A 16,943-nucleotide genomic window follows, 5' to 3' on the forward strand; every position below is an offset into this window, starting at 1 on the left:
CTCACCTGCAACAAAGCACCCCCGTCAGCCCTCCCAGCGGAGCGCACCGGCCGTATTGTCTAAGCGTCAACGCGCCCTAAGGAGCCCTCATGACCGCCCCCGTCATCCACTCGCTGCGCGAACAGATCCGCGAGCACATCCTGGAGGGGATCATCAGCGGTCGCTGGCAGCCGGGCGAGCGGATCGTGGAGCGGCGTATCGCCACCGAGCTGGAGGTCAGCCAGACACCGGTGCGTGAGGCACTGCGCGAGCTGGAGTCGCTGCGACTGATCGAGTCGGCGCCGAACAAGGGCGTGCGGGTGCGGAGTCTGACGGCCGCCGACCTGGAGGAGAGCTACCCGGTCCGGGCCGGCCTGGAGGCCATCGCCGCGGAACTCGCGGCCGACCGCCTCGCGCAGGACTGCTCCGCCCTGGAGCCGCACGTCAGCGCCCTGTACGAGGCCGACCGCACGTCCGACGGCACGGCCCAGGTGCGGCACACGGTCGCCTTCCACCGCGAGATGGTGCGGGCGGCGGGCAACTCGGTGCTGCTGCACACCTGGGAGGGCCTCGGCATCGAGGTGTTCACGGCCCTGTCGATCCGGTGGCTGGGCACGGTGCAGCAGTCGTACGCGGAGGAGCACGAGGCGCTGGTGGCCGCGTTCCAGCGCCGGGATCCCCGGATCGCCGAGCTCGTGAAGGCCCACGTGCTGGGGTGCGCGCCGCGGCACGAGAGCGAGTAGCCTGCGCCGGGTTCGGGCCGGATCGGGTCGGGTCAGTTCAGGTCAGGTCGGGTCGGGCAAATGCCCCCTTCGGGGCGGGCGCCCGCAAGGCCGCTCAGGCAACGACAGGTTGACCACGCCCCCGTCCGCGCCCCGAACGCCGTCGGCCCAAGCCGCCCAAGCTAGCCGCTCGCAACTCAGGTGAGCAGCGAAAACGCGGCACCGCGTGCCTGCTTCCCCGGCACCGGATGCCAATTTCTCGATGTCGAGACTTTTTAGCCCTCCACCCTTTGATCGATCATCGATCAGGGGGTTACAGTCGCCGACGGGCCAAGCGGCAGAGCCGCAGGGTGTCACCGCACCCGAGGCCCTCCGCCCTGTCCTGCCAAAGACCTAGGGCACCCCCGAACCCTTACCGATTGAGGGAACCCCCTTCGACTGAGGAAGGCGGCGACATGACCGACCCCAACGCCATCCAGCCGAGCGCGCTCGACCAGCTCCCGGACCGTGACCCGGAGGAGACGGCCGAATGGCAGGCCTCGCTGGACGCGGTCGCCAAGGCGGCCGGGCCGCACCGTGCGGCGTACCTGATGCGCCGCACGCTGGAGCGTGCCGAGGGCACCGGCATCGCGCTGCCCAAGCTTCTCGAGACCGACTACGTCAACACCATCCCCACCGCCGCCGAGCCGTCCGTGCCCGGTGACGAGGCGATGGAGTCCCGGATCACCGCGTGGAACCGCTGGAACGCGGCCGCGATGGTGAGCCGGGGCAGCAAACACGGCGTCGGCGGCCACATCGCCACCTTCGCCTCCGCGGCCTGGCTCTACGAGACCGGCTTCAACCACTTCTTCAAGGGCAAGGAATCCCAGGATTCCCCCGGCTCCGGCGACCAGCTGTACATCCAGGGCCACGCCTCCCCCGGCATCTACGCCCGCGCCTTCCTCGACGGCCGGCTGAACGAGGACCACCTCGACAACTTCCGCCGCGAGTCGGGCGGGGGCGGCCTCCCGTCGTACCCGCACCCCCGCCGCCTGCCCTGGCTGTGGGAGTTCCCGACGGTGTCGATGGGCCTCGGCCCGCTCTCCGCGATCTACCAGGCGCGCTTCAACCGCTACCTGACCAACCGCGGCATCAAGGACGTCTCCGCGTCCCACGTCTGGGCCTTCCTCGGCGACGGCGAGATGGACGAGCCGGAGTCCACGGCGGCACTCGCCCTGGCCTCCCGCGAGGGCCTGGACAACCTGACCTTCGTCATCAACTGCAACCTGCAGCGCCTCGACGGCCCGGTCCGCGCGAACTTCAAGATCGTGCAGGAGCTGGAGGCCCAGTTCCGCGGCGCCGGCTGGAACGTCGTCAAGACGCTGTGGGGCACGGCCTGGGACGAGCTGTTCCAGCTCGACACCACCGGCGCGCTCGTACGCCGCCTGCGCGAGGTACCCGACGCGCAGGTGCAGACGTACCAGACCCGCGACGCCGCCTATATCCGCCAGGACTTCTTCGGCAAGGACCCGGCGCTCGTCGAGATGGCGAAGCTGCTGAGCGACGACAAGATCCTGGAGTGCTTCCACCTCTCCCGCGGTGGTCACGAGGCGCGCAAGGTCTACGCCGCCTACAAGGCCGCCGTCGAGTTCAAGGGCGCGCCGACGGTGATCCTGGCCCAGACGGTCAAGGGCTTCACGCTCGGCGAGGGCTTCGCGTCGAAGAACGCCAACCACCAGATGAAGAAGCTGACGGCGGACGAGTTCAAGGCGATGCGCGACCTGCTCGACCTGCCCATCAAGGACAGCGACTTCGTCGACGGGGTCGTCCCCTACGGCCACCCCGGCGCCGACTCCCCCGAGGTGCGCTACCTCCAGGAGCGCCGCGCGGCCCTCGGCGGCCCGGCCCCGGCCCGCCGCGTGCACCCGGTGGCCCCGCTGCCGGCCCCGGCCGAGAAGGCGTTCGCCTCCTTCGACAAGGGCTCCGGCTCCCAGAACGTGGCCACCACCATGGCCTTCGTCCGCCTCATCAAGGACCTGGTCCGCGACAAGGAGACGGGCAAGCGCTGGGTGCCGATCGTGCCGGACGAGGCGCGCACCTTCGGCATGGAGAGCCTCTTCCCGTCCCTCGGGATCTACTCCCCCAAGGGACAGACGTACGAGCCCGTCGACCGCGACCAGCTCATGTACTACAAGGAGGCCAAGAACGGCCAGATCCTCAACGAGGGGATCACCGAGGCCGGTTCGATGGCCGACTTCATCGCCGCGTCCACCGCGTACTCCACGCACGGCGAAGCGATGATCCCGTTCTACATCTTCTACTCGATGTTCGGCTGGCAGCGCACGGCCGACCAGATGTGGCAGCTCGGCGACCAGCTCGGCCGCGGCTTCCTGGTCGGCGCCACGGCCGGCCGCACGACGCTGACGGGCGAGGGCCTGCAGCACGCCGACGGTCACTCGCCTGTGATCGCGGCGACGAACCCCGCGGCACTGACGTACGACCCGGCGTTCGCGTACGAGGTCGCCACGATCGTCAAGGACGGCCTGCGCCGCATGTACGGCGAGGCGGCACCGGGCGAGGACCCGAACGTCTTCTACTACCTCACCGTCTACAACGAGCCGCTGCCGCAGCCCGCGAAGCCGCAGGGCCTCGGCATCGACGAGGGCATCGTCAAGGGCCTGTACCGCTTCAACACGGCGGAGTCGGCGGCACTGTCCCCGACGGCCAACGCCCCGCGCATCCAGCTGCTGGGCTCCGGCACCGCGATCCACTGGGTCCTGCAGGCGCAGAAGCTGCTCGCCGAGGAGTGGGGCGTGGCGGCCGACGTCTGGTCGGCGACGTCCTGGACCGAGCTGCGCCGGGACGCCCTGGAGGCGGACGCGGCCCTGCTCCGCGGCGAGGAGCGCGTGCCGTACGTCCGCCAGGCGCTGCACGGCGCCGAGGGCCCGGTGCTGGCGGTCTCCGACTACATGCGCCAGGTCCCCGACCAGATCGCGCAGTGGGTCGAGCAGGACTACTCCTCGCTGGGTGCCGACGGCTTCGGCCTCTCCGACACCCGCGAGGCCGCCCGCCGCCACTTCGGCGTCGACGCCCAGTCGATCGTCGTCGCGGCCCTGGCCCAGCTCGCGAAGCGGGGCGAGGTCAAGGCGACGGCGGTGAAGGAAGCGCGGGAGAAGTACGGCCTGTAAGAGCCGACGAGCGATGAAGGGGTACGGCGACTGCCGTACCCCTTCGTTGTCAGTGGTCCCCGGCATGATGGCCGTATGCGTGCTGCTCGGCTCATCAAGATGGTGCTGCTCCTTCAGTCCCGGCCCGCCATGACGGCCGCCGAGCTCGCGCGCGAGCTGGAGGTGTCCGAGCGGACGGTCACGCGGGATGCGCAGGCGTTGTCGGAGGCGGGGGTTCCGGTGTACGCCGATCGGGGGCGGGCCGGGGGGTACCGGCTCATCGGGGGGTATCGGACCCGGCTGACGGGGCTCGCGCGCAGCGAGGCCGAGGCGTTGTTCCTGTCCGGGGTGCCGGGGGCGCTGCGGGAGATGGGGCTGGAGGACGCCGCCTCCGCCGCCCGGCTGAAGGTGTCGGCAGCCCTGATGCCCTCCCTGCGCGACGCTTCCCGTACGGCCGCTCAGCGGTTTCATCTCGACGCCCCGAACTGGTTCAAGGAACCGAAGACCCCCGAGCTGCTGCCGGCCGTCGCAGACGCGGTGTGGGACGACCGGCGGATCGTCGCTCGGTACCGGCGCGGGGAGGCCGAGGTCGAGCGGGAGCTGGAGCCGTACGGGCTCGTGCTGAAGGCAGGCGTCTGGTACATGTGCGCCCGGGTCGCGGGGCACGGGTCGTACCGGGTGTACCGCATCGACCGGTTCACCGCAGTGGACGCAGGTGACGAGCGGTTCGAGAGGTTCGAGCGGGACGAGGAGTTCGATCTGCCGGGCTTCTGGGAGGAGCGGGCGGAGCAGTTCGCGCGGTCCATCCTGCGTGCCGAGGTCGTGGTGCGGGTGTCCCCGGGCGGGGTGCGCGGACTGCCGTACGCCGTTGATCCGCAGGCCGCGCGGGAGGCGCTGGAGGCGGCGGGTGCCCCGGACGGGGACGGGTGGGTGACGCTGACCCTCCCGGTGGAATCCGAGGAGGTCGCCCACAGCCAGCTCGCATCGCTCGGCCCGGAGGTCGAGGTGCTCGCGCCGGAGGCACTGCGGGAGCGGTTCGCGAGCGACGCGATACGGCTGGCCGCACTGTACCGGTCATGAGCGGTCATGAGCGGTCATGAGCCGTGCGCCCGCGAGACCTGCCGGGCCGCCCTCCGCACGCCGCCCTCCGCCCTCCGCATGCCGCACGGCGCCTCTGCGCGGTCGATCCGCCCATAACAATCCGTCGCACTCCACGTGCGCCCCACCCGCACAGGGCCGATGCTTGACCCGTGATGGACGAGACGGAGTTCTGGGAGCTGATCGACGGTACCCGCGAGGCCGCCGAGGGCGACCCCGAGGAGCAGGCCGACCTGCTCCTCGACAAGCTCCTGCAGCTGGACCCGGACATGGTCCTGGACTTCGCCCGTCACTTCGAGGCCCGCTACAACCGCGCGTACAACTGGGACCTGTGGGGCGCCGCCTGGGTCCTGCTGGACGGGGCCAGCGACGACGCGTTCGACTTCTTCCGGTGCTGGCTGATCGGCCAGGGCCGCGAGGTGTACGAGGGCGGTGTACACGAGCCCGACTCACTCGCCGACCTGCTGGGCGACTTCGACGAGGAGTTCGACGGCGACGGCGAGGAACTCGGCTACGCCGCGGACGAGGCCTACGAACAGCTCACCGGCACCGTCGCCCCCGACCTCGGCATCGCCCCCGCGCCCTCGGAACCGGAAGGCGCACCGGTCGACTTCGAGAACGAACGGGCGCTGGCGGAGCGGTATCCCAGGCTGTGGGAGCGGTTCAAGGACTGAGCCTCAGGCCATGGCCCGTCGGCGGCTCGGGTCCGACGGGATGTAGGCCTGCGTCGGCTCGGCCTTCACCGCGTGGTACATCGGGGCCTTGTTGGCCTGGTCCAGCGCGGACGCCGTGACGGCGGCGGGCCCGAGGACGACGGTCGCGACGGCGCAGACCACCGTCCAGACCCGCACGCGCCTGTGGCTGTTGTTGCTGCTGTTGTTGCTGTTGTTATTGCTGCTGCTCATGATCCCCACCTCCGGTCAGTGCGTGTGCATGACGATAGGGAGGCAGTCTCGGGGCGATCCTTGAGTCGGCTACGAGAAACCTGTGAGGCGTTTTCACCTGGTGACCGACGTCACCGGGCGGGTCGGGAAGGTTCACGCCCCGTCTCTTGACCCGTTGTGTGATCTCCGGCTTAGGGTGGCCGCCCCGACCAGGAGCACCCTGCCCATGACCAGCCTGTTCGTGCGGGAGATACCGCGCGCGGAGCACCTCGCCCATCTGCGGCGGTATCCCGACGCGAGCCACCTGCAGATACCCGAGTGGGGCGATGTGAAGCCCGACTGGCTGCCGGAGAGCGTCGGCTGGTTCGAGGACGGGGAGCTGGTCGCGACGGCACTGGTCCTGTACCGGCCGCTGCCCGGGACCCGGCGCTACCTCGCCTACCTCCCCGACGGTCCCGGGATCGACTGGCGTACGCCGCGCCTGGAGCGGTGGCTGGACCCGCTCGTCGCCCATCTGAAGCGGATCGGGGCGTTCTCGGTGCGGATCGGCCCGCCCCTCGTCGTACGTCACTGGGACGCGGCCACCGTGGCGGCGGGCATCGCCGACCCCGACGTACGCCATCTGCACGAGCTGCCCGCGGCCGGCATCGACGGATACGCGCTCGACGCCGCGGAGCGGCTGCGGCGACTCGGGTGGCGGCGGTGCGAGGAGGACGACGGCAGCGGATTCGGTCTCGGCCAGCCGCGCTACGGCTGTGAGATCCCGTTGGCGGGACGCACGGTGGACGATCTGCGCGGCGCCCTTGCCCCGCACTGGGAACAGTCCCTGCGCACGGCCGAGTCGGCAGGCGTTCGGGTCTCCTGGGGCTCGGCGGCCGACCTGCCCGAATTCCACCGCCTGTACGCCGCGACCGCCGCCCACGACGGCTTCAAGGCCCGCCCCTTGGAGTACTTCCGGCGCATGTGGAAGGCCCTGAACGCCGAGGACGACGACCGGCTGCGCCTCTACCTCGCCGAGTACGACGACGAGGTGCTCTCCGCGGCCCTGATGATCAACGTCGGCTCCCGCGCCTGGCACTCCTACGCCGCGTCCGGCCGCCGCGGGCGCCAACTGCGGCCCAGCAGCGCGTTGTTGTGGCGCATGCTGTGTGACGCGCGAGCGGCGGGCGCCGAGACGTACGACCTGCGCTCCATCACCCCCGCCCTCGCCGACGACCGCCTGCTCGGCCGCCTCCACTTCAAGACGGGCACCGGCGGCCGGGCCGTGGAGTACCTCGGCGAGTGGGAACTTCCGGTGGGCAGCCAGGGCAGGGTGCTGCAGCGGGCGTTGGGGGTTTATCTCGGGCGGCGGTGAGGGGGTGGGTCGGTGGTCGGCGATCGGCGGGCTGATGGGTCGGTGGATCTGGAGCACGCGGATCAGTGTCTGCCCTGCAGGCGGGCCGCCGTCTCCCTGATCCCCGGGAGGAGGGCGCTGAGCGCCGCGCCCGGGCAACTGGTCATGTAACCGTCCCTGTGGCCGGCCAGGGCCGGGAACGTGGTGCTGGTGCCGGCGGCGTAGCGGCTGTGGCTGTTGCTGGAGGTCAGGCGGACCCTCGCCCGCGGGTCGGTGTCGGACAGCCCCAGCTTCCAGGCAGCCAGCGCGGCGATCGCGTCGGTCATCTCCTTCGGCACGGGGACGCCGGCCGTGAAGGTGCCGAGGGCGGCGATGCCGGTGGTGCGGTGGTTGAAGCCCTGGGTGTGGGCGCCGGTGACAGGGCGGTCGACGCCGCCCGCACGACCCTCGTAGATGGTGCCGCAGCGGTCGACGAGGAAGTTGTAGCCGATGTCGTCCCAGTCGCGGGAGCCGATCTGGCCCGCGTAGAGGTAGCGGATGATGCGGGGCGCGTCGGCGCAGTCGTAGCCGTTGGGCGAGTCGGTGTGGTGGACGAAGACGGCGATGACCCTGTCGTCGTAGCGCGGGGGCGGCTGGGCGTGCCGGGTGTCGTCGTCCAGCCATACCGATCTCGGCACGATGTGCGGCCGGGCCGCCTTGTGCGCGGCGGCGGGGCGCGCGACGACCTGCCGCCCGGACGCCGCGACGCTCCGCTCGACCCCACCCGCACACAGCGCCAGCGCGAGAACGGCGGCGAGGCCGGGGAGACAGCCGAGCAGCACGAGCACGAGGGGCGGTACAGGCCGCCCGGCAGGGGACTGCGCCGTGGCCCGGGATTGCAGCCCGGCGGAGAGCAGCCACAACCAGGCTCGGGACCGCTGCCCGGCCGACGACCACAGCCGGATTCGGGACCGCTGCCCGGCCGAGGGCCACAGCCGGGCTCGAAACCGCTGCCCGGCCCACGGCCACGGCCGGTCTTGGGACCGCTGCCCGGCCGACGGCCAGAGCCGGATTCGGGATCTCTGCCCGACCGAGGGCCCCAGCCCGGCTCGGGAGTGCTGTCCGGCAGGAGCCTGCAGCCGGTCTCGGAACGGCCGCCCGGCTCGGAGCTGCCGCCAGCCTCGGGGACGACGCTGGGCTCGGGAGTCCCGCTGGGCTCGGGAGTCCCGCTGGGCTCGGGAGTCCCGCTGGGCTTGGGAGTCCCGCTGGGCTTGGGAGTGCAGTCCGGCCCCGGACCGCTGCCCGGCCCGGGCCTGCCGCAAGCTTCGAGGCCCCTGCCGGTGTCGGGCCTGCCGCGCGGTACGTGGTGGCACCGGCCCAGCGCGCCGCTCCGACCCGACCGACTGTTCCCGCCCGGCCGGCGCTTCTCGCTCGGCTCGCGGCTCCCGCCCGGCCGATTGTTCCCGCCCGGCAGGCTCTTCTCGCACGGCTGGCTGTTGCTGCCCGGCCGCCGCTTCTCGCACGACCGACCGCTCTCGCCCAGCCAACTGTTCCCGCCCAGTCGACTGCTCCGACTCAACCGCCTGTTCCTCCCCGGACGAGACCTCTCGCACGGCTGGCTGCTCCCGTACGACGGGCGCATCTCGCACGACCGACCGCTCTCGCCCAGCCGGTTGTTCCTCCGCAGCCGCCCGTTCCCGCCCACCCAGCTGCTCCCACTCGACCAGCTGTTCCCGCCCGGACGACACCTCTCGCCCAGCCGACTGTTCTCGTACGACGGGCTCCCCTCGCCCGGCCGGCGCTTCCCGCACCCCCGGCGCTTCCCGCACCCCTGGCGCATCTCGCCCGCCCGGCGACATTCGCGAGGCACCGAGCGACGCTCCCGCATCCGGCGTTGTCTCTCGGACATCCGCCGCTCCCCCGCCCGCCGACACCCTCCCGGCATCCACAGTCCTCCCGGTATCGGCAGTCCTCCCGGCATCCGCCCCCCACCCGGCCTGCCCCCGGCCCCAGGAACCCGACGCTCCCGCGCCCCGCCCCGCCCTCCACACTCCCGCCTCACGCCCCGCACCGGGCTCACGCCCCGCCGCACCAGGCCCGCGCGCAGCGCCTCCAACCCGCCCCACGCCCGGCTCCAGCGCCGCGCCCTCTACAGGCTCTACTCCCGGCTCCAGCTCCGCGTCGCCTACAGGCCCTGCTCCCGGCCCAGACACCGCGCCCTGCACCCGCCCTAGTCCCGGCCTACGCGCATCCCCCTCCCCCGACCCACGCGCAGCCCCTACCTCCCACCCCGCGCCCAACCCACGCGCATCCCCAGCCCCCGCCTGCGCCCACGCCCCCGCCTGGGCCTGGTCCTGGGCCTGGGCCTGGGCCTGGGCCTGGGCCCGGGCCTGCTCCCGCTCCCACGCCACCCCCCACATCCGCGCAGCCCACGGTATTCGTACGGCACGAGGTCTTCGTCTCCCCCGCGTTCGTCGGAAGACCCGTCGAGTGGCCCGTCGGAAGGCACGCATGGTCCTACTGTCCGACGGATCCGGTCCGCCCGCGATGTGTGGTGTGCCACCCGGTGGAACCATCGTCCTGGTCCGGGGCGTTTCTCCAGGTGCACGCAGGGTGGCCGGTTCCGATCAGTACGCGTGCGTGTGCTGATCAACAGGCGCCTCGCGCGCGTACTAAGGGGTCCTAGAGAAAGGCGGCTCCGTGGACCTGCTCGACATCCTGCTGTTGCTGGTGATCCTGGCCTACGCGGCGTCCGGCTACCGGCGTGGACTGGTCGCCGGATGCGTCTCGCTGGCCGGCTTCGTGGGCGGTGCGGTGATCGGCGTATGGATCCTGCCGTGGATGATGGGCCTGGTCACACCGGGTACGACGCAGGCGACCGTGACCGCCGTGCTCACGGTGCTGGTCCCGGCCGCGGTGGTGCACGAGCTGGCGGGCCGGCTGGCGCTGCGGTTGCGCCGGGAGCTGGACCGGGGGCCGCTGAGGGTGGCCGACGGCGTCGGCGGCGCGGTGGCCAACTCGGTGGCCGTGCTGATCGTGGCCTGGGTGGCGGCAAGCGTTCTCGCCGCGTCCTCCTCCTCGATGCTCACCTCGGCGATCCGGGACTCCCGGCTGCTCGGGACCGTGCAAAGTGCCATGCCGGACACGACACCCGCCTGGTTCTCACGGGCCACCTCCGCACTCACCGAGGCAGGCTTCCCGCAGGTCTTCAACCCGTTCGAGAACGAGTCGACCGCCGAGGTCGCAAGGCCCACCGGCGACAGCGTCACGCCTGCCGCGACCAACGCCGCCAAGCTCAGCACGCTCAAGATCGAGGGCGTCTCGGGCACCCAGGGCCGCGAGGGCAGCGGCTTCGTCTACGCCCCGCAGCACGTGATGACCAACGCCCATGTGGTGGCCGGCATCGACGAGCCCAGCGTCCGCGTCGGCGGCGTCGGGCGGTCGTACGAGTCACGGGTGGTGCTCTTCGACCCGGAGCGGGACGTGGCCGTGCTGTACGTCCCCGAGCTGCGCGCCCCCGTCCTGCGGTTCGACGACGACGCCACGCGCGGCGACTCGGCGGTCGTGGCGGGCTATCCGGAGGACGGCGACCTGAACCTCCAGGCGGCGACGGTCGCGAACCGGGTGCGGGCGACCGGCCAGAACATCTACAACGACGAGACCGTCACCCGCGAGATCTACTCGATCCGCTCCACCGTCCGCCCCGGCAACTCCGGCGGCCCGCTGCTGACCACCGACGGCAAGGTGTTCGGCGTGGTCTTCGCCCGCTCCACCTCCGACGACGAGACGGGCTACGTGCTGACGGCGGCCGAGGTCGCCTCCGACGCGCAGCGCGCCGCGAACGCCACCGCACCGGTGGACACGGGGGACCTCGTCACGTCGTAGGACAAGTCGTAGGACAGGTCGTAGGACAAGCGGGCGCGGTCAGAGACTCCGCCCCATCATCACGTCGTCCACGTACTCCCCACCCAGGAAGAACTCCTCGGGCAGCACCCCCTCCACCACGAACCCCTCGGCCTCGTACAGCTTGCGGGCCGGTGTGTTGTGGCCGAGGACGCGCAGCGTGATGCGGCGGGCTCCTCTGCGGCGGGCCTCCTCGAGGGCCGCTCGGACCAGCGCCCGGCCGACACCACGGCCACGGGCTTCACCGGCGACGGCGAGGCCCTGGATCTGCCGCACGTGCGCGTTGGCGGCGAGCGGGGTCGGGAAGCCCAGGCGGATGTAGCCCACGATGCGGCGGCCGAGCTCGGCGACCAGGCAGTCGTCGGCGGCGTGGCGCTCGTCAAAGAACGGCCGGTACGGCGGCTGCTGTTTCGGCATGACCTCGTGCAGGTACGACCACGTGGCACGGTCGAGGACGGACAGCTCCTCCTCGTCGTCGGGCAAGGCGGCGCGTATGAACGGCGACTGGTACGGCTCGGGCATGAGCGCCACCCTATGACCGGAGCGCGGGAATCCGACCGGGGTTTTATGTGGTCAGAGGCAGGATGAAGTCATGCAACTTTCAAGAATTGCGGTGGCCGGCTCCTCCGGCCTCATCGGCAGCGCCCTGGTGCGGTCCCTGGTCGCGGACGGGCACGAGGTGGTGCGGCTGGTACGCCGCGCACCCAGGTCCGCGGAGGAGGTGCGCTGGGATCCGGAGGCGAAGTACGTGGACGCGGCCGGGCTCGCCGGGTGCGACGTGGTGGTCAACCTGGCCGGGGCGAACGTGGGTTCGCGCCGCTGGACGGAGTCGTACAAGGCGAAGCTCCGGAGCGGCCGGGTCCTGGGCACGGCGGCGCTGGCCGAGGCGATGGCGTCGCTGGACGAGCCGCCGCGGGTCTTTGTGAACGGCAGCGCGATCGGCTATTACGGCGAGACCGGCGAGCGGGAGGTCGACGAGAGTGCCCCGCCCGGCCAGGGCTTCCTGCCCTCGCTGGTCACGGAGTGGGAGGGCGCCGCGGCCCCCGCGCGCGAGGCCGGTGTACGGACGGTGTTCCCGCGCACGGGGCTGGTGGTGGCCCGCGAGGGCGGCGCCTGGGGACGGCTGTTCCCGCTGTTCAAGGCCGGGCTCGGCGGGCGCATGGGGGACGGGCGGCAGTACTGGTCGTTCGTCTCGCTGCACGACGAGGTGGCCGCGATCCGGCATCTCATCGACCGGGACGACCTGTCCGGGCCGTTCAATGTGACCGCGCCGCGGCCGCTGACGAACCGTGAGATCACCGAGGTCATGGGGCGGGTGCTGCACCGGCCGACGCTCTTCGCGGTCCCGGCGCCCGTCCTGCGAACCGTGCTCGGGGAGATGGCCGGGGACGTGCTGGGCAGCCAACGGGTGCTGCCGAAGCGGTTGCTGGAGTCGGGCTTCACCTTCGCGTTTCCGGAGATCGAGGGGGCGATCCGGGCGGCGGCCGAGTAATCCGGGCGGCGGCCGAGCAAAAGGACAGCCGAGTAAGCGGCCGAGTAAAAGGACAACCCGGAGCGGAGTAAAAGACAGCCCAGGAGCGGAGTCACGGCCCGCCCTGCGCGGACGTCCACATGCGACCACTGTGCGACCGTGCTCTGCCCATGCGCGACTGTTTCTGACCGATCACGGGCCTAACCTCGTCCCGAACTCGGGTATCCCCGGAGCCTGTTGGGGGCATCACGTCTCCACCGGCCGCGCAACCTCGAGGAGGGGCACGTGCTTGAGCCCGCGTACCAGGCGGACGTCGTCATCGTGGGAGCCGGGGTCGCCGGACTCTCCGCGGCGCATCGACTGACCAGCGCAGGAGTAACGACCGCGGTCCTGGAGGCCGCCCCTTACCCGGGCGGCCGAATGTCGACCGAGAAGATCGACGGGTTCCGGCTCGACCGGATCGGCCAGCTCCTCTCGACGGCATATCCCGACCTACGTCTGACTCCGTCGCTCGACACGCTCGCGCTGCGCCCCTTCGCGCCGGGCGTACTGCTGCACAGCGACGGCCGCCGGCACCGCGCGGGCGCGTGGGCGAGGCCGATGAGCGCCAGGCGCACGAGGGGCGCACTGCATGCGGTGCGCGCTCTGGCGAGCGCCCCTCGGGCGGCGTCCGTGCGGGGTGTTCCGGGCCAGACGTCCCTGCCGAGGGTGCGTGCGAGTGCCCCCCTGGGAACCGCCGTCGACCAGGCCCGACTGGGTGCCGCGCTGGCCCGCCTCGCCGCCTCGCCTGTCGAACGGCTGCTGGCCCGCCCCGAGTTGCCGGCCGCGCAGGCCCTCGCGGCGCGGGGCGTCCCCGCGCGGACCATCGACGGCTTCCTGCGTCCGCTGCTCGCCGCGCTGCTGTGCGACCCGGAGCTGACGACGTCCAGCCGGTGTGCGGATCTCGCGCTGCGGACCTTCATGAGCGGGCGTCTGTGCGTGCCCGAGGGCGGCGCCGAGGCGCTGCCGGAGCTGCTCGCGCGGACGTTGCCGCCGGGCACCGTGCACACCGGCGTGCGGGTCACCTCGGTCGCCACGACGTCGGTGACGACCGCGGAGCACGGCGAGATACGGTGCCGGGCCGTGCTGCTGGCGACGGACGCGCGGACCGCCGCCGAGCTGCTGCCGGGCCTGCGCGTACCGGACTTCCACCCCGTGACGGTCGTCCACCACACCACCGACGAACCGCCGACGACCGGCGCCTCGCTCCTGCTCGACGCCGACCGGGGCGGCCCGGTCGCGCACACCGCGGTGATCAGTCAGGTCGACCCGAGCCGCGCGCCGGCGGGCCGGGCACTCGTCTCGTCGACGGTCCTGGGCACACCGCCGCCCGACATCGACACAGCAGTACGGATGCACCTGGCCCGCCTCTACGGCACGTCCACGGCACGCTGGGAGACCCTCGCCGTGCACCACACCCCCGAGGCCGTCCCGGCGATGCGCCCACCCCACGACCTGCGCCGCCCTGTGCGCCTCCTGGCGGGCCTGTACGTGTGCGGCGACCACCGCGACACCAGCACGGTCCAGGGCGCCCTCCACTCCGCCCACCGCGCCGCCACGGCGATCCTGGCGGACCTGGGCGCGGCGGGCTCGCTGCACCGGGCGGAGCCGTTGAGGGCGGCGGCATAGGTTGCGCGGGGCACCCGCGCCCCCAAAGGGGCGCGGGGCTGTGTCGATATGCGGCTCCGCCGCGTCGGCGCGACCAGCCACGACGAAAGCCGCACACGGCATACGACCTGCCGGAGTTACGGCGAGCCCTACCCCAACGCCGCCACCTTGTCGCGATACCCCCGCACCGGCGCAGCATCCCGGTACGGCTCCAACCTCCGCTCAAAGTCCTTGACGTACTCGATCGCCCTCACGGACCGCATCTCCGCGGCAGCACACGCGGCCTCCGCCCCCAGCGCACAGGCCTGATCGAGCTCACCGAGCCCCAACCGGGCGGAGGCAAGGACGACGCGGCAGAAGAGGCGGCTGCGGGCAAACGCGGGCGCACGCAGCTGCAGCGACCGCTCCGCATGCTGGGCCGCCGCGCGGAACTGTTGCAGGTCCCGGTGGCAGTGCCCGAACTCGTCGGCGAGCTGTGCCTCGTCGAAGAACCGCGCCCAGTGCGGCACGTCATCGCCGGGGCGAGCCGCTTCGAGGGCGCGTTCGGCCCGCACCAGGGAGGCCGTGCAGGCGCGCACCTCGCCCAGTACGCCGTGCCCGCGCGCCTCGCACCCGTGCAGCAGGGCTTGGACGACCGGCGGTGCGCTGGTCCCCACGCCCTGCTGCGCCACGCGCGCGAGCTGGACGGCCTCACGGCCGTGCCCGAGGTAGACGGCCTGGCGGCTCATGGTGACCAGGACGTAGGAGCCGTACGCCCGGTCGCCGGCCGCCTGCGCGAGGCGCAGCGACTGCACGAAGTAGCGCTGGGCGAGCCCGTGCGCCGCGATGTCGTACGACGTCCAGCCCGCGAGCCTCGTGAGGTCCGCGGCGGCGGCGAACAGCTTGCGGCCGGTCTGCTCGCCGTAGGTGCCGCGCAGCATCGGCTCGCACTCGTGCTCCAAGTAGCGCACGAGCGCCTGCCGGGCGTGGCCGCCGCCGTACATGTCGTCGAGCGAGCGGAACAGCTCGCCGACCGACCGCAGCGCGGCGATGTCGCCGCCGGTGACCTTCTGACCGGGACCGCGCTCCCCCTGGCTGCGTTGGCGGGGTACGGCCCCTGGACGGCCCTGGGCCGGGATGCGGGCGATCGGCTCGCCGCGGGCCACCTTCTCGTCGGCGCGGCCGATCAGCCAGTCCCGGCTGGGCACGACCAGGCCGGCCGGGGTGAAGGCGATCTTGCGGAGTTCGGCATGACTGCCGGAGTCCTTGCGCCACAGGCCGCTGACGATGTCGACGGCCTCTTCCGGGGTGGCGGCGAACTCCAGCCCCGCGTACACGGGCGCGCAGGCGTCGAGGCCGAGGTCCTGGGCGGAGAGCCGGCGGCCGAGGCGGCGGGTGAAGACCTCGGCGATGAGGGCGGGGGTCGTACCGCGCGGCTGCTGCCCGCGCAGCCAGCGTGTGACCGATGTCTTGTCGTATCTCAGATCAAGCCCGTGTTCGAGGCCGAGCTGGTCCACCCGGCGGGCGAGACCCGCGTTGGAGAATCCCGCTTCTGCGATGAGCGCGGCGAGCTGGCGGTTGGGAGTGCGCTGCGCGGGTCGTTCCGTCATCTGCGGTGCGGTCTCCTGCCTTTCGGGCCTCGCGGGCGAGTTCGGCCGCCGAGTGCCCGGATTGCCGGTGAGCTGCCCTTTTGGCCTCTCGAACGGCGCGAATGTAGCGGAGAGTAAGCAGCCGATCGCACATTTCCCCACCCATTCATCCGATCGTGTGAGGATTGCCGTACCGGGCTGACGCGGACCGTGAGACATCACCCGAACAAGCCGGTCGTACAGTGGCGTAGGCACACTTTGTGCCTTACGACTTTCCGGTGCTTCTAGGGAGGCGCTTGCCGTGAGTGAGTTGCGGTTCGTCCGTATGGGGTTCGGCGCGGACGCCGTCGAGTACCAGGAGGCGTGGGACGAGCAGCGCCGGGTGCACGCGGCGCGGTTCGAGGACGAGCTCCCCGACACGGTCCTGCTGCTCGAACACCCCCCGGTGTACACGGCGGGCCGGCGCACGGCGGACAGCGAGCGGCCCCTGGACGGCACGCCGGTCATCGACGTGGACCGCGGCGGCAAGATCACCTGGCACGGCCCGGGCCAGCTGGTCGGCTACCCGATCCAGAAGCTGCCGCGCCCCGTGGACGTCGTGGCCCACGTACGGCGGCTGGAGGAGGCCCTGATCCGCACCTGCGCGGAGTTCGGCCTGGAGACCACCCGGGTCGAGGGGCGCAGCGGCGTATGGGTCCTCGGCGACCCCGTCGAGAAGCGTCCGGCCCTCGGCGGACTGTCCCTGGACTTCGACCCCCGTCTCACCGACGAGGAGTTCGACCCGCGTCTGAACGGCCCCGAGTACGCCCCGTCCAACGCCGGCCAGCGGCGCGAGGACCGCAAGATCGCGGCGATCGGGATCCGGGTCGCGAAGGGCGTGACCATGCACGGCTTCGCACTGAACGTGAACCCGGACAACAAGTGGTTCGACAAGATCATCCCGTGCGGCATCCGGGACGCGGGCGTCGCCTCCCTGGCGAACGAGCTGGGCCGGGACGTCACGATCGACGAGGTGCTGCCGGTCGTCGAGCGGCACTTGACGGACGTACTGGAGAACGCGGACCTGAAGCCGCGGGAGATCGAGAAGGCGACCGCCTGAGGCCGGGAATCCGCCGTGCGGGGATGGGGTTGGCCTGACCGCAGGGCTCAGTAAACACGGGCGTACCCTGGTGTACGCCGAAGAATCGAAGACCATTCAAAGCAATCAGCAGGG

The 16,943-nt window shown here is 71.9% G+C and carries 14 protein-coding genes; 10 read left to right on the forward strand and 4 right to left on the reverse strand.

Translation table 11 applies throughout. The features are described 5' to 3' along the window. Window positions 1-89 precede the first annotated feature (89 nt). The 4 genes from PBV52_RS12420 (at window position 90) to PBV52_RS12435 (ending at window position 5,619) form a co-directional block, all read left to right on the forward strand. Window positions 90-722, forward strand: coding sequence for a GntR family transcriptional regulator (locus PBV52_RS12420; RefSeq protein WP_274238393.1), 633 nt, complete (start codon window positions 90-92; stop codon window positions 720-722). A gap of 434 nt (window positions 723-1,156) precedes the next feature. Further along, the gene (gene aceE / locus PBV52_RS12425) at window positions 1,157-3,868 is read left to right on the forward strand and encodes a pyruvate dehydrogenase (acetyl-transferring), homodimeric type (RefSeq protein WP_274238394.1); all 2,712 of its coding nucleotides are present in this window, start codon (window positions 1,157-1,159) and stop codon (window positions 3,866-3,868) included. Between the two features lie 75 nt (window positions 3,869-3,943). Beyond that, on the forward strand, window positions 3,944-4,927 hold the full coding sequence (locus PBV52_RS12430; RefSeq protein WP_274238395.1) for a YafY family protein: 984 nt from the start codon (window positions 3,944-3,946) through the stop codon (window positions 4,925-4,927). Window positions 4,928-5,100: 173 nt separating this feature from the next. Continuing rightward, a complete protein-coding gene (locus tag PBV52_RS12435; RefSeq protein WP_274249365.1) occupies window positions 5,101-5,619 on the forward strand; it encodes a DUF4240 domain-containing protein in 519 nt (172 codons plus the stop codon). A gap of 3 nt (window positions 5,620-5,622) precedes the next feature. Here PBV52_RS12435 and PBV52_RS12440 read toward each other — a convergent pair whose 3' ends face one another. Beyond that, a complete protein-coding gene (locus tag PBV52_RS12440) occupies window positions 5,623-5,850 on the reverse strand; it encodes a hypothetical protein (protein ID WP_274238396.1) in 228 nt (75 codons plus the stop codon). A 205-nt stretch (window positions 5,851-6,055) separates the two neighbouring features. On the opposite strand from PBV52_RS12440, the gene PBV52_RS12445 reads away from it, so the two are divergent. Then, entirely contained in the window at window positions 6,056-7,183 is a 1,128-nt protein-coding gene (locus PBV52_RS12445; protein WP_274238397.1) for a peptidoglycan bridge formation glycyltransferase FemA/FemB family protein, read from the forward strand. A gap of 62 nt (window positions 7,184-7,245) precedes the next feature. Here PBV52_RS12445 and PBV52_RS12450 read toward each other — a convergent pair whose 3' ends face one another. Continuing rightward, window positions 7,246-7,983: a peptidoglycan recognition protein gene (locus PBV52_RS12450; protein ID WP_274249366.1), complete on the reverse strand. Its 738-nt coding sequence runs from the start codon at window positions 7,981-7,983 to the stop codon at window positions 7,246-7,248. 429 nt (window positions 7,984-8,412) lie between these two features. Here PBV52_RS12450 and PBV52_RS12455 point away from each other — a divergent pair, with 429 nt between their 5' ends. Together PBV52_RS12455 and PBV52_RS12460 are read left to right on the forward strand one after the other, a co-directional pair. Next, window positions 8,413-9,375: a hypothetical protein gene (locus PBV52_RS12455; protein ID WP_274238398.1), complete on the forward strand. Its 963-nt coding sequence runs from the start codon at window positions 8,413-8,415 to the stop codon at window positions 9,373-9,375. A 466-nt stretch (window positions 9,376-9,841) separates the two neighbouring features. After that, window positions 9,842-11,026, forward strand: coding sequence for a MarP family serine protease (locus PBV52_RS12460; RefSeq protein WP_274238399.1), 1,185 nt, complete (start codon window positions 9,842-9,844; stop codon window positions 11,024-11,026). 39 nt (window positions 11,027-11,065) lie between these two features. On the opposite strand, the gene PBV52_RS12465 is transcribed toward PBV52_RS12460, so the two are convergent. Then, window positions 11,066-11,566 carry a GNAT family N-acetyltransferase gene (locus PBV52_RS12465; protein WP_274238400.1) on the reverse strand — a complete coding sequence of 167 codons (501 nt, stop codon included), beginning with the start codon at window positions 11,564-11,566 and terminating at the stop codon, window positions 11,066-11,068. Between the two features lie 70 nt (window positions 11,567-11,636). On the opposite strand from PBV52_RS12465, the gene PBV52_RS12470 reads away from it, so the two are divergent. Next, window positions 11,637-12,536 carry a TIGR01777 family oxidoreductase gene (locus PBV52_RS12470; RefSeq protein ID WP_274238401.1) on the forward strand — a complete coding sequence of 300 codons (900 nt, stop codon included), beginning with the start codon at window positions 11,637-11,639 and terminating at the stop codon, window positions 12,534-12,536. 264 nt (window positions 12,537-12,800) lie between these two features. After that, window positions 12,801-14,183 (forward strand): NAD(P)/FAD-dependent oxidoreductase, encoded by a 1,383-nt coding sequence (locus PBV52_RS12475; protein WP_274238402.1) that lies wholly within the window; start codon window positions 12,801-12,803, stop codon window positions 14,181-14,183. 128 nt (window positions 14,184-14,311) lie between these two features. Here the strand turns inward: PBV52_RS12475 and PBV52_RS12480 are convergent, their stop codons facing one another. Then, window positions 14,312-15,751 (reverse strand): regulator, encoded by a 1,440-nt coding sequence (locus PBV52_RS12480; protein WP_274238403.1) that lies wholly within the window; start codon window positions 15,749-15,751, stop codon window positions 14,312-14,314. A 280-nt stretch (window positions 15,752-16,031) separates the two neighbouring features. On the opposite strand from PBV52_RS12480, the gene lipB reads away from it, so the two are divergent. After that, entirely contained in the window at window positions 16,032-16,829 is a 798-nt protein-coding gene (lipB, locus tag PBV52_RS12485) for a lipoyl(octanoyl) transferase LipB (protein WP_274238405.1), read from the forward strand. Window positions 16,830-16,943: the final 114 nt, after the last annotated feature.

Source organism: Streptomyces sp. T12 (assembly GCF_028736035.1).
Lineage (GTDB): Bacteria > Actinomycetota > Actinomycetes > Streptomycetales > Streptomycetaceae > Streptomyces.